The sequence below is a fragment of the Natronomonas salinimetallica genome (assembly GCF_013839515.1).
Taxonomy (GTDB): Archaea; Halobacteriota; Halobacteria; order Halobacteriales; family Haloarculaceae; genus Natronomonas.
On sequence record NZ_JACDNQ010000012.1, the window covers coordinates 15310 to 27597 of the forward strand.

The following is a 12288-nucleotide window of genomic DNA, read 5'->3' on the forward strand; positions in this document are numbered from 1 at the left end:
TGTCGCTCGACATGTAGCCGTTGCCCATCTCGTAGAGCAGCCACCGGCTCACGTCCTTGACCGTCCGCATCGACTCGAAGCCCGCGCCGCCCGTCCGTCGGCCTGCGCCGCCCGTGTTGGGCTTGACGTTCCGGCCGAGGAACGGCAGCGGCTCGGTCATCTCCCACACTTCGGCGTCGCCCATATCGCCCTCGGGGTTCCAGATCGCCGCCGCGTGCGGCTCACCGTCGTCGACGTATCGAGCACCGGTGCCTTCACACGCCGCCTCGAAGGAGTTGACGGCGTGGAGTTTGTCGAACTGGTCGATCCCGCCGCCCTGCAGCCAGTTCGAGGTGTTCGCGTTGCCCGCGTTGATCTCCTCGCGGAATCCGCGGGAGAAGTAGCCCCGTGAAAGGTGTTGCCACAGCGGTGCCCACGCGGAGACGAGAAAGTGCCACGCGTAGGCGTGTGCTGTCTCCGTGTTCTGGGTGTTCGCCCACGAGCCCTCCGGTAGGTGGAAATCACAGCTGTAGTAGGCGCCGTCGTTGACCAGTTTGTTCGGAATCACTGTTTGGGTGAGCATCACCCAGATTCCGCCCTGAATGGCGGCTGGCGTACAGTTGTACGGATGCCAGCCCCACTTGTTCGCGCCCTCGAAGGACACCTGAAAGGAGCCGTCCTCACGGACGTGCAGTTCCGAGGGGGCGTGCATGAGGTGATTCTCGCTCGCATACGCCCGCGAGAGGTTCTCCTGTCCCTCGTAGAGGGCGTCGACGAACGAGGCACCGCGGTACGTCCCCGGCAACATCGTCTTTTGGATCCGGCTTCTGAAGCCACGGCGGCCGTCTTCGATCGCCTCACGCGAGAGCTGTTTGAATTTCTCGATGCCGTAATCGTCGATGAGGTCGTTTACCGCGTTGCGAATCATCAGACAGCCGGTCATCCGCGTCCGCTCGTCGAGCTTCAGGAAGTCCGGCGTTCTGGTCTTGTCCGGGAAATCGTTTTTCCAGGAGTTGTAGATATCGAGTTCCTCTCCGATCTTTCGGGCGGTGTAGTAGGCTCCGTCGCCGAAACGGGAGGCCTGTGAGACGTTCATACTACCGGGACCGACCGCGCCCGTATCGATGACGTGGTTGACGCCGCCGGCCCAGGCGATCAGTTCCCCCTCGTGGAAGATGGGTATGAGGGTCGCGATGTCACAGGGGTGGACGTTACCCACGTGTGTATCGTTGTTCACGAAGATGTCGCCCGGCTCGATCCCTGGGCTCTCCTCGTAATCGTGGTTGATCATGTACTTGATCGCCTCGCTCATCGTGTGGATGTGCACGATAATGCCGGTCGAGATGGCGATCGAGTCCCCTTCGGGGGTGAACAGTCCATAACACAACTCGCCTTCCTGTTCGACGATCGGGGTCGCGGCGACCTCCTTTGAGGTCTCTCTCGCGTTGACCAGTTCGCCGCGCAACTGTGCGAACATCTGCTCGTATTCGATCGGGCTCTCGTCTTTCAACGAGAGCTTCTCGAACCCGGCATAGTGGCCCGTCTCCTCGGTTCGCTCTTCGAGGTCTTCGAACTGCCCGCGAAGGCTCTGTCCGTCCCAGCCGATGCCTTCGCCGTTTTCTAGCTTCTTTTGGACCTTCTCTTTTTCCTCGTGCATTCGAGGGAAGTTCTCCTCGGTCCGTCCGTGCTCCTCGTCCTCTGACGCATCCGGTGGATGTTTTTCTGAACTCATATTTGCTCGTATGACGTCGTCATCTGTCTACAGCCAGATGTGGGCTGGTGCAGTGCACCCACCTCACTCCCGGGGCCACAAGCGCCTGCGACGCCCGCGGTGTGGTAGATGCATGGCTACACGAAAGCGGTGGGACGCTCGCTACTCCTCCCGAGTGAGGTGGTGGACGCGGTGCTCATCGAGCGACGTCTCGTAGTCCGGCGGCACGATGTACGTTGTCGCTTCACCCTCGAGAACGGCGGGGCCGCTAAGCTCGTTCCCGGGGTTGAGTGCGTGGAGATCGTAGACGTCCGTCTCTATCCACACGCCGTCCCAGTAGGCCTCACGGGACTCCTTGTACGCGTCCTCGGGGGGCTCACTACCCTGGAGCCCCTCCGTCGGTATTTCGGGCTTGACCACGTCGCGGACGCCGCGGACGGACGCCTGCGTGATCGTGTGTCCGAGCTCCGGGGAACGCGCTTCTTCGGAGTACTGCCGCCGGTAGCCCTCCTCGAACGTGTCGATCAGCTCCTCCAGCTTTTCGGGCGTGTCGACCCGGTCCACGGGGGACCGGATGTCGATACTGTTGAGTTGTCCTTGGTACTGCCCGAGGATGTTGTACTGGAACTCGACTTCGTCCAGTCCGATGTCGCTTTTGGCGAACTCGTCTTCGACCTTCCCCTCGAGGTTCTTCCAGACCTGCGTGAGCTCCTCGCCGGCTGTCTTGGCCGCCTCCTCCATCGACAGACCGGCATCGATATCGATGCTGGTGGTCTGATCGTACCGATATTCGTAGTCGGCTGCGCCGCAGCCGAACGCGGAGAATCCGGCCGCCCACTCCGGGATGAGGACCTCGTCGAACCCGAGATTTTCGGTGTATCCGGCCGTGTGGACCGGTCCGCCCCCGCCGTAGGAGAGACACTTGAAGTTCGACGGCGCGTATCCTTCCCCGGTCACGACGGCCTCGAGGTCGTTTTGCAGCTTGTTCTCGAGGATCTTGATAACCCCCTCCGCAGCCTCGTAAACGCCCATGTCCAGCTTATCCGCGACCTGCTCTTTGATCGCCTCTTCGGCGACCTCGCGGCTGATTGGCATGTCACCGCCAAGGAAGTTCTCCGGATCGATCCACCCCAACGCGACGTGGCAGTCGGTTACTGTCACCGTCTCGACGTCGGTTTCGGTTGCACAGACGCCGACTTGGTCCCCCGCGCTCTCCGGGCCGAGTTCGATCTTGTCGAACGTCGGGTTCACCCGAACGTAGCTCCCCGTCCCCGAGCCGACACTGTCCATATTGACCATGGGCAACGACAGGAGGAGTCGGGCCATCTCCGGACTGTAATCGATCTTCCAGTCGTTGTCGATGATGATCCCCATGTCGAAGCTCGTTCCCCCGATATCGGTACAGACGAGGTTCTCGTAGCCGAGTTCCTTCCCGAAGTAGTTCGCTCCGATCATCCCGCCGATGGGACCGGAGATCAACGTCCGTGCCAACTCGTTTGCGTAGATATCGATCGTCCCACCGTGGCTCGCCATCACCCGGACGCCGACTTCGCCACCGTGGTCGTCGACGGACTCTTGAACCCTCGTCAACTGCTGCCGTGACGGCTCCGCGGCGAACGCTTCGGCGACGAGCGTGTTCAGCCGTGGGAGCTCCTTCAGAGTGGGATAGTACTCGCTGGACAACATCACCGTCGTGTCCGCGTCCCGCTCCTCGATGACCTCCTCGGCGACCTCCTTCGTCCGTTGTTCGTGTCTGTCCTCCTGATAGGAGTGAAGGAACATCACCGCGATCTCGTCGACGCCTTGATCGAGGAGGTCGTTGACACCCTCCCGGATGTCGTCCTCGTACTCTTCGAGGGGGATCAGCTCGTTCCCCTTGACGTCGATCCGTTCTCGGACGCCCCGGATGCGGTTCCGAGGAATCAACGGTTCGGGGTGTTTGTGCGTGTTAACGTGCAGACGGTCGGAGTACGAAAATCCGGTGTAGGACTGCCGGCCACGTCCCATCCGGAGCGTGTCCTCCATTCCGCCAGTAGTCAGAACGCCGACGTCGACCTCGCTTTCCCGCTCGACCAGCCGATTGAGCATCGCCGTCCCCGAATAGACCGTCGAAACGAGGTTCGGGAACGCATCGTCGACGTCCAGATCCCAGGAATCGAGGGCGTCACGGGACGATTTAATGAATCCCCGCGATTCGTCATCCGGCGTGGTTTTTGCTTTCCCGACGGTGAACTCCCCGTTCGAGTCCATCAGGAACGTGTCGGTCAACGTTCCGCCAGCGTCGATCGACAACGTCTCGGCGTTGTGGTGCTCTGAAGGATTGTCTTCTGAACTTGCCATCAACAGACGCTATAGGACATTGTAAGTTAGTCGTTACCACGAAAGTGAAAAAACGGGTCTGAAATGGTAGAACGGCGGTCGATATATGTCGGCCGTTAAGTACTGCCGGCACGTTCCGGCTGATATCGAATCCGGCGACCGGCGAGTGACTCCCGACCTGTGGCCGGACTCACCGATGGCTCGTCGGTAGCGGACGGCGCGCGTCGCTCAACTCTCTTGGACCTTGACGTACCAGAGTTCCGACTCCGGATTGGTCGTCTCGTACGCGAATCCGCGCTCTTCGAGGACCTGATACAGCGGCTGTGGTTCGAAGCTGTTTATTAACAACAACGAATCGCCGGCCGGTAGGTCCTCGAGGGCGGACATTATGTGTCCGAACGGTTCGCCGTCGACTGTTCGGACGTCCAGTTCTCTCGTCGCGTCGGGTCGGTCACTGCTCATGGTATGCCCTCGGGCCGCAGTCGAGTATATATTGTCCCGAAAACGTTCGCCGCCGCGCTCGTGGTCGGGTGGCCTTCGGCGTACACGAGATCGGCGGCCGGCCGGCTTCCGTCCCGTATCCCGGCATCAGAACGGCGCTTCCTCCGACCCGTCCTCCGGGTCGTCGTCTCGTAGCGCACGCTCTATCCGGGCCGAATCGGGCTCTTCGGACGGGTCGGCCGCCAGGTCGCCGGTTTCGAGATACGACGCTTCGATCGTTTCGAGCCGTTCGTTGACCGACTCGCTTTGGTGATGCATCGGTGCGACCCGGACGCGGACGAGATCGTACTCGTGGCGCTCCGAGAGCCCGTTCCAGGCGCGAAACGACCCGATCGTCAGCGTGTGCGTCTGTGGACAAAACGGGGTCGTCGGCGTGAACTCGGCGCGCAACACCGCGGGATCGTCGCGCTGTCTGGCGTATCGATAGCCCGCATCCGAGTGCCGCGTATCCAGGTTGAGCCGCGCCAGATTGTAGTCGAACGTCATATCGTAGACCGTTCGTTCCTCGAAGAGGTCCCGCGTCATCCGGTGGAAGCCGACGTGTTCTCGGTCGGTCAGTACGTCGTGGCCTCCGAGGAACCGATCCGGGGCGGGGAGACGCTCCGGGAGGAACTCGTCGTAGTTGTCGAACAGCGAATCGTCAGTTCCGAACGGGGACGGAAAGCCTCGCATATAAACGGTTCGGGACGGACACCACCTACGTTTGGCCCCGGAGATGTTCGCATCGGGGGGAACATCTTCGGCAGAAGCGACTATCTTCCCCGTTTCGAATCCACGTGTATGAACGACGTCGCCGCATATCTCTCGCAGACTGACGCGCCGGCCGACTCCCCCCACGAAACGCTCGATGCGCGGGAACTGCCGCCACCGCAGCCGCTGAAAAACACCCTCGAAAAGCTGGCCGACATCGACGACCCGGTCGTGCTCGTACAGCTGAACGACCGGCGTCCCCAACACCTGTATCCGCGCCTGGACGAGCGGGGGTACCGATACGAGACGATCGACGACGACGACGTCTCGGTCACGGTCATCTGGAGCGAATGAGCGCCGTTCCGGGCGGCGTCGATACGGCCCGACAGCCGCCGATGACGGTCCCGCTCCGACACTTCGTGGTCGGCCTCGGCTTTCTCCTCGTGGGAACGACGCTCGGCATCGGGGCGGTCGCCGACGTGGTTCCGGGACGGGGGGGACTCGTCCACGTCCATTTCCTGTTGGCCGGGTGGATCTGCATCACGATCATGGGCGCGATGACGCAGTTCGTCCCGGTGTGGTCGAACGCCACGCTCCACTCCCGCCGACTCGCCAACGCTCAACTCGGGTTGGTCGCCACCGGGCTGCTCGGATTCGGTATCACGCTTTCGTTTCTCCCGATCGAGTGGCTCGTCCCCTTCGGGTTCCTCATGCTCGTCGGCTTTTGGACGTTCGCGTACAACATCGCGCGGACGTTGGCGACCGTCGACAGCCTCGACGTGACGGAGCGTCACTTCGCGTTCGCCCTCGCGTGCTTTCTCGTCTTGACGGTCCTCGGATTCCTCCTCGCGATCAACCTCAGCACGCCCGTCCTGTCGCGGCTTTCGGTGACGCACACGGGTCTGTTGGGTGCCCACGTAACGGTCGCCGTCTTCGGTGCCGTCATGACGACCGTCTACGGGGCGCTCTATCAGCTCGGGACGATGTTCACCCAGACCGAACTCCACGGGATCGACCACCACCTCCGGCACGTAGAGGAGGTGAGCCATCCGCTCGGCGTCGTCGTGTTGGCCGCCGGCCGGCTGTTCGAGTCCTCGCCCGTCGCGACCCTCGGTGGGCTCTCGATTCTGCTCGCCGCACTCGCGTTGGGCGCTGTGCTCCTCCACAAACTCTACGAGATGCGAGTCGAGCGGACGCCGATGCACACGCGGTATATCGTCGTCGTGTCGTCGCTTACGCTTTGGGCGATCATCTCCGTGCCGGCGTGGATCTCGGATCCGATCGCCCCCGGGCACCGCTTCGGAGCCGCCGGTTCCGTCCATCTGTTGGTCGTCGGGGTTATCGGGTTCGTCGTCTTGGGGACGCTGTATCACATCATCCCGTTCATCCTCTGGGTTCACACCTACAGCGACCGGCTCGGGTTCGAGGACGTCCCGATGATCGACGACCTCTACGACGACAGACTCGCGGCCGTCGATGGGACGCTTCTGTTCGCCGGTACGGTGTTGCTCGTTGTCTCGGAGTGGGTCGCGTTCGGCCCGGTGGCCGTCGGGATCGGCGGTGCCCTGTTCACGTTGGGGGTCGTGGTGTTCACCGCCAACATGTTGTTGGTGTTGCGCCGACACAGCCCGGACACCCTGGACGAAGTGGTCTTCGGGTCGCTTTCGCCCCGTCGGGAGCGCGGGCGCTCCGAGGAGACGGTCGAGGAATCGCCGCGTTGAGGGGCGGAGAACCCCCCCGGTGATCCGCCCTCGTGGGCCGGCCTCGCGAAACATGTTCGGCACAACCGATAGCGACGGGGAGACCGATCGGTCCGATATGCCGGCACACGACGATTCATCCGAACACGGAATGCTCTTCGACGTCCTGGTCAACGTCGTCCCGATCGGGATACTCCTATTTTTTGTCGTACTGTTTCTCGCCTACGGATCCTTTCCGAGCGATCCCGCGGTGACCCTTATTCAGGTTTCTCTCATCCTCATCCCCGCGATCGTAGTGACCGTCGTCACCTACTACGCGGTGACGGCGGTCACGAGGGACGAACGCGAGGGCGGCGCAGAGATACCGCCAGGCTATTCACGGGCCGACGCGGAGACGCTCTCGAACGGCAGCGACGAGTGAACGATGACCGCGAAACGTACCCCACCGGATCCGCGCTCGGTCGATACCGACGAACGCCCCTTCGTCCTCATCTGGGAGGTGACACAGGCGTGTGAACTCGCCTGCGATCACTGTCGGGCGAACGCGGATCCGAGCCGCCACCCCGACGAGCTAACGACAGCGGAGGGCAAACGGCTGCTCGAGGCGGCGACCCGCTTCGGTGAGAACCAACTCGTGGTCCTCTCGGGCGGCGATCCGATGAAACGCGACGACCTCGTCGATCTCGTCCGCTACGGCACCGAACGGGGCCTCCGAATGACACTGACTCCGAGCGGGACGGAGGCGCTCACGTCCGAGAACATCGCCGCGCTCGCCGACGCCGGCCTCAGGCGAATGGCGCTCAGTGTCGACGCGCCGGAGCATGCTCACGACGAGTTCCGCGGTGAGTCGGGGAGTTTCCGCCGGACCCGTGAGGCCGCCGCGGCGGCCCGTGAGGCCGGGATCCCTATCCAGATCAACACGACCGTCTGTGAATCGACGGTCGAGACGCTGCCGGCGGTCCGGGATCTCGTTTCCGACCTCGGGGCTGTCCTGTGGTCGGTGTTCTTTTTGGTCCCCGTCGGCCGCGGACGGCTGCTCGAGGGGCTCTCCCCCGAGCGCGCCGAGTCCGTCCTCGAATGGCTTCACGAGACGTCCGAATCGGCACCGTTCGGCGTCAAGACGACCGAGGCACCGAGCTACCGTCGGGTCGCGCTCCAACGACAGGGGTCGGCGACGGACGCGCCCAAATCCGATCGGATCGGCCGCCGTGGCGGCATCCTCGCCGGCGACGGCTTCGCGTTCGTCTCACACACCGGCGAACTGTATCCCTCGGGGTTCCTCCCGAAGTCCGCCGGCAACGTCACCGACGGGGATCTCGTCTCGATGTACCGCGATTCCGAGCTGTTCGAGGCGCTCCGGGACCGCGAGCGCCTGCGGGGAAAATGCGGTGCCTGCGAGTACCGCCACGTCTGTGGCGGCAGCCGATCGCGGGCCTACGCGGCGACCGGCGACCCGCTCGCGAGCGACCCGCTCTGTGCGTACGTTCCGGACGGATACGAGGGACCGCTACCGTGGGACGACGCCGGGAGCCGAGCGTGACCCCGGCCTCCGCCGACTGTGCTTTTGGTCGTTATCACTTGCTTCCCCTTGCTCAGGGCTTCGCCCGTCTCCTCATACTGCCGGACGTACGTTCGTCCGTGTCCGCACGTCGCGTCGTGGAAACGGGAAGCCTCGGAGTCATACGGAAGACGGAGTCCTCCGTGGTGACGAGAGACGAAGTCTCTCGAACCACTTGCCCCCGAGGCGATTCACACGTCCCGACGTGACACGGTGAAGAACTCCTCATCGGCGAGTATCGTCCGGACACGGCCGTGCCAGGCCTCGGCGAACGCGGAGCGCTCCTCGGCCGTCGCGGTCCCCTCGATCAGCTTTTGTAGGTGCTGGGTCGCGGGACCGGCTCCCGGAACGTCACCGACGTGGTAGGTGACCGTGACGGCCTCGCCCGTGTCCGTTCGCTCGAACGCGACGGCGGGTTCGTCCGCCCCGAAGTCGCCGAACTCCAGGAGGTCGTTTCGTCCGCCGTAGCCGCCGGCGAGTCCGCCGAAGCCGTCCTCCTCCGCGGCACCCGTGATGTAGGAGATGATCCGTGAGGACACGCCGTACGTCGGATCGGATTTGTCCCCGCCCATCGTGACCGCGATCTCGCTCCGAACGGGGAGCTCGGTCGGATAGAGCTCCGCGAGCCCCAGTTGGGTCATCCGGAAGGCACCCGATGCCGTCGGACAGGAGTGGCCGGCCTGTTTGAGTACGTCCGCGTAGTCTATCGCGATCGGCTCGCCCGGATCGAGGACCGTCAGGGCCTCCGCGACGGGGTCACGGATCCGGATCGGTTCGACCGAGTCGTATTCGACGTTCCAGTTCGTCCGTTCGGGGTCGATAGTATCAGTCATGAGTGGTGTGTCAGTGATGGGTGGTGTGTCAGTGATGGGTGGTGTGTCAGTGATGGGTGGTGTGTCAGTGATGGGTGGTGTGTCAGTGATGGGTGGTGTGTGTATACCCACCCGGCGTTCAATACCGGAGCAGCCGCATTCCGTTGAGAATCACCACCAGGACGCTGCCGATGTGGCCGAGCATCCCGGTCGCCATCTGGACGTAGCCGGTGAACACGCCGGCAAGCAACAGCCCGACGGTGAGTACGGCGATCCCGATGTTCTCGAACAGGTTCAACCGCGTCGCCTTGCTGAGCGACACCGCGTACGGGATGCGTTCCAGGTCGTCGGCCATCAGCGCCATGTCCGCGGTCTCGATGGCGGTATCGGTGCCGGCCGCGCCCATTGCGATACCCACGTCGGCCGTCGCCAGCGACGGCGCGTCGTTGATCCCGTCGCCAACCATCGCCACGACGTTCCCCTCGTCCATGAACGAGCGGATCGCCTCCTGTTTTTCTTCCGGGAGGAGTGCGGCGCGGTAGTCGTCGATACCGACTTCCTCGGCGACCGCCTGCGCCGTCCGTTCGTTGTCGCCGGTGAGCATCGCCGTTCGGACGCCCGCGTCCTTCAGCGCCTGGACGACGCCGGGAGCGCTCTCGCGGAGCTCATCGCGGAGCGCGATAGCGCCGATGACCGTCCCGTCGCGGACGACGTGAACCGCCGTCTCTCCGGCGTGCTCGCGCTCGCGGACGTACTGGGTGACGGCGTCCGGGACGTCGACATCGTGCTCGTCGAGCAACGCGCGGTTCCCGACGACGATCTCGTGGCCCCCGTAGTGTGCGACGACGCCCTTACCGGCGGCGACGTCGAAGTCATCGGGATCGGGCACGGCCGGTCGTTCGACGACGGCACCGCCGTCCGTCGCGGTATCCTCCGGCGGGGTGAGATCGGCCGCGGCGTCGAGGATCGCGTCGGCGAGGTGGTGTTCGCTCTTCTTTTCGGCGATCGCCGCCAGCCGAATCACCTCCTCGGCGTCGTATCCGAACCCCTCGCTGCCGGCGACGGCCGTCTCGCCTTTGGTGAGCGTGCCCGTCTTGTCGAATGCGACGAGGTCGATCTTTCCGGCGCGTTCGAGGTGTTCGCCGCCTTTCATGAGGACGCCCGTGCGGGCCGCGTTGCCGATCGCCGAGACGATGCTGACGGGCGGCCCGATGACGAGTGCGCCGGGACAGCCGATGACCAGAAGCGTCAGCGACATGACGACGTTCCTGGTAAGCAGATACGTGAGTGCCGCCAGGAGGATGATCCCGGGGGTATAATACTTCGCGAACCGCTCGATGGTCGTCTCCGTCGGCGCTTTCGCCTCCTGGGCCTCCTCGACGCGGCGGATGATCCGCTGGAGCGTCGTGTCCGACCCGGTTCCCGTGGCGACGACTTCGAGGGCACCCTCCTGATTGACGGTGCCCGCATAGACCTCGTCGCCGGGCGTTTTGCGTACGGGCGCGCTCTCACCGGTGACCGGCGCTTGATTGACCGCGCTTTCGCCCTCGCCGATATCGCCGTCGACCGGAATCTTCCCGCCCGGCTTGACGATGACCGTCTCCCCGGCTTCGACGTCGCGGGCGGGGACCTCGACGGTCGTTCCCTCGCGGCGGACCGTCGCCGTATCCGGCGTCAACTCGAGGAGCTCTTTGAGCGCCGTTCGCGTCTTCCCCATCGTGCGGGCTTCGAGGTAATTCCCCAGCGAGAACAAAAAGACGACCCCTGCGGCCTCCCAGTACTCGCCGATGAGGATCGCGCCGACCGCGGCCAGCGTCACCAGCGTGTTGATCCCGACGGTTCCGGTGCGGAGAGTGTAGTACGCTTTCTTCGCGATGTCGTACCCACCGACGAGTGCGCCCACGAGGAGCGCGGCCGAACTCGCCGCTCCGAGCGCCCACACGACGTCGAGGAGCCACCCGATCACGAAGAGCGCCCCGCTCGTCGCCGCGACGACGGCGGTACGATGTCGTCTGAACGCTCGCTTCAAATCACGTATGTCCTTCATTAGCCGTCGTTACGCCGGTTGGGGGGTGTATCCCTGATTCTCGATCGTTCGCTCGATGTCGTCGGTCGCGACCCGGCCCTCGTCGTATTCGACTTCGACGCGGCCGGTGCTAAAGTGTACCTCGACCTCGCCGACCCCGTCGATCGAACCGAGCGCGCGTTCGACGTTGCCGGCACAACTCGGGCAGCTGAAATCCATGACTCTGAACTGGACTGTCTCGCTCATGTGTACATACGTCCGTAGACGCTCGCCTCCTATAAGTATTATTTAAATGATATGTTTGTTCGGGCTCACGAGCTGTTGGACCGGTCCAACGGCTCGTTTCGGGCTTCGGAGTGGAACCGAACGGTTCTCCACGACGGCTCACGTAGCCGCAAGCCAATGACGGAATTCACGACCGACGTCGAACTCGAGGACATCGCCGTTCGCGATCCCACCATCTCGGGTGCCGTCGACGAGCCGTCCCGGGCGATGATTCTCGATATGCTCGCCGAGGAAACGATGACGATCCGTGAAATCGACGACGAGCTGGCCGACAGGGGGTTCGAGCGGACCGAAAACACGGTTCGACATCACGTGAACGAACTCCGCGATGCGGGACTCGTCGAGATCGCGCGGCTGGAGGAGCGTCGCGGTGGGACGGTAAAGTACTACCGGGCGAACACGATCGTACTCTCGTATCAACTCCCGGAACGTGCGGCCGAGGCGATCGAGCCGCTCGTCGACGCCGCCGAACCGCAGGTCACGGAGATGGTCTCGGAACTCCGCGCGGAGCACGGCGACGTACTCGACCGTATCACGGACGAGATGGCCCCCTGTCAGCACTGCCGGACTCAAAAGTACGAGACGTACCTGCTGTTGACGGTGCTCCGACGGGCGTTCGTCCGGGGGGAGACGGCCGACGCGACCGGATCGCTCGATTGAACGTTCCGTTTCCGTTCCGTTCGCCGCCCCCCGGCTCTCACCTTCTA

12 protein-coding genes are annotated in these 12288 nt (G+C 63.7%); 5 read left to right on the forward strand and 7 right to left on the reverse strand.

The annotated features are described in order from the left end of the window. The 4 genes from HZR14_RS10260 to HZR14_RS10275 form a co-directional block, all read right to left on the reverse strand. A partial coding sequence (locus HZR14_RS10260; protein WP_255479233.1) for a hydantoinase B/oxoprolinase family protein occupies positions 1-1711 on the reverse strand: 1711 nt, incomplete at its 3' end. Between the two features lie 141 nt (positions 1712-1852). Further along, a complete protein-coding gene (locus tag HZR14_RS10265; RefSeq protein WP_181692777.1) occupies positions 1853-4030 on the reverse strand; it encodes a hydantoinase/oxoprolinase family protein in 2178 nt (725 codons plus the stop codon). A 207-nt stretch (positions 4031-4237) separates the two neighbouring features. Then, positions 4238-4471: a DUF2249 domain-containing protein gene (locus HZR14_RS10270; RefSeq protein WP_181692778.1), complete on the reverse strand. Its 234-nt coding sequence runs from the start codon at positions 4469-4471 to the stop codon at positions 4238-4240. A gap of 126 nt (positions 4472-4597) precedes the next feature. After that, positions 4598-5182, reverse strand: a complete 585-nt coding sequence (locus tag HZR14_RS10275) for a DUF7998 family protein (protein ID WP_181692779.1) — start codon at positions 5180-5182, stop codon at positions 4598-4600. Positions 5183-5290: 108 nt separating this feature from the next. On the opposite strand from HZR14_RS10275, the gene HZR14_RS10280 reads away from it, so the two are divergent. The 4 genes from HZR14_RS10280 (at position 5291) to HZR14_RS10295 (ending at position 8440) form a co-directional block, all read left to right on the forward strand. Next, positions 5291-5554 carry a DUF2249 domain-containing protein gene (locus tag HZR14_RS10280; protein ID WP_181692780.1) on the forward strand — a complete coding sequence of 88 codons (264 nt, stop codon included), beginning with the start codon at positions 5291-5293 and terminating at the stop codon, positions 5552-5554. Continuing rightward, positions 5551-6921 carry a hypothetical protein gene (locus HZR14_RS10285; protein ID WP_181692781.1) on the forward strand — a complete coding sequence of 457 codons (1371 nt, stop codon included), beginning with the start codon at positions 5551-5553 and terminating at the stop codon, positions 6919-6921. Before HZR14_RS10280 ends, HZR14_RS10285 begins: the two co-directional genes overlap by 4 nt. Positions 6922-7018: 97 nt before the next feature. Then, positions 7019-7321: a DUF6684 family protein gene (locus HZR14_RS10290; protein ID WP_181692782.1), complete on the forward strand. Its 303-nt coding sequence runs from the start codon at positions 7019-7021 to the stop codon at positions 7319-7321. Between the two features lie 3 nt (positions 7322-7324). Next, entirely contained in the window at positions 7325-8440 is a 1116-nt protein-coding gene (locus HZR14_RS10295) for a TIGR04053 family radical SAM/SPASM domain-containing protein (protein WP_181692783.1), read from the forward strand. A 209-nt stretch (positions 8441-8649) separates the two neighbouring features. On the opposite strand, the gene HZR14_RS10300 is transcribed toward HZR14_RS10295, so the two are convergent. From HZR14_RS10300 to HZR14_RS10310, 3 genes are all read right to left on the reverse strand, one after another. Then, positions 8650-9291 (reverse strand): FmdE family protein, encoded by a 642-nt coding sequence (locus tag HZR14_RS10300; RefSeq protein ID WP_181692784.1) that lies wholly within the window; start codon positions 9289-9291, stop codon positions 8650-8652. Positions 9292-9409: 118 nt separating this feature from the next. Further along, positions 9410-11317, reverse strand: a complete 1908-nt coding sequence (locus HZR14_RS10305) for a heavy metal translocating P-type ATPase (protein ID WP_181692785.1) — start codon at positions 11315-11317, stop codon at positions 9410-9412. Positions 11318-11326: 9 nt separating this feature from the next. Then, positions 11327-11542: a heavy-metal-associated domain-containing protein gene (locus HZR14_RS10310; RefSeq protein ID WP_181692786.1), complete on the reverse strand. Its 216-nt coding sequence runs from the start codon at positions 11540-11542 to the stop codon at positions 11327-11329. A 156-nt stretch (positions 11543-11698) separates the two neighbouring features. Here HZR14_RS10310 and HZR14_RS10315 point away from each other — a divergent pair, with 156 nt between their 5' ends. Next, on the forward strand, positions 11699-12241 hold the full coding sequence (locus HZR14_RS10315) for a winged helix-turn-helix domain-containing protein (protein ID WP_181692787.1): 543 nt from the start codon (positions 11699-11701) through the stop codon (positions 12239-12241). Positions 12242-12288 lie beyond the last annotated feature (47 nt).

What these genes read in the sequence shown, in the direction of transcription:
- HZR14_RS10300 (WP_181692784.1), bottom strand. Translation starts at nt 9,291, where the DNA reads ATGACTGATACTATCGACCCCGAACGGACGAACTGGAACGTCGAATAC.
- HZR14_RS10295 (WP_181692783.1), top strand. Translation starts at nt 7,325, where the DNA reads ATGACCGCGAAACGTACCCCACCGGATCCGCGCTCGGTCGATACCGAC.
- HZR14_RS10270 (WP_181692778.1), bottom strand. Translation starts at nt 4,471, where the DNA reads ATGAGCAGTGACCGACCCGACGCGACGAGAGAACTGGACGTCCGAACA.
- HZR14_RS10280 (WP_181692780.1), top strand. Translation starts at nt 5,291, where the DNA reads ATGAACGACGTCGCCGCATATCTCTCGCAGACTGACGCGCCGGCCGAC.
- HZR14_RS10265 (WP_181692777.1), bottom strand. Translation starts at nt 4,030, where the DNA reads ATGGCAAGTTCAGAAGACAATCCTTCAGAGCACCACAACGCCGAGACG.
- HZR14_RS10290 (WP_181692782.1), top strand. Translation starts at nt 7,019, where the DNA reads ATGCCGGCACACGACGATTCATCCGAACACGGAATGCTCTTCGACGTC.
- HZR14_RS10275 (WP_181692779.1), bottom strand. Translation starts at nt 5,182, where the DNA reads ATGCGAGGCTTTCCGTCCCCGTTCGGAACTGACGATTCGCTGTTCGAC.
- HZR14_RS10305 (WP_181692785.1), bottom strand. Translation starts at nt 11,317, where the DNA reads ATGAAGGACATACGTGATTTGAAGCGAGCGTTCAGACGACATCGTACC.
- HZR14_RS10315 (WP_181692787.1), top strand. Translation starts at nt 11,699, where the DNA reads ATGACGGAATTCACGACCGACGTCGAACTCGAGGACATCGCCGTTCGC.
- HZR14_RS10285 (WP_181692781.1), top strand. Translation starts at nt 5,551, where the DNA reads ATGAGCGCCGTTCCGGGCGGCGTCGATACGGCCCGACAGCCGCCGATG.
- HZR14_RS10310 (WP_181692786.1), bottom strand. Translation starts at nt 11,542, where the DNA reads ATGAGCGAGACAGTCCAGTTCAGAGTCATGGATTTCAGCTGCCCGAGT.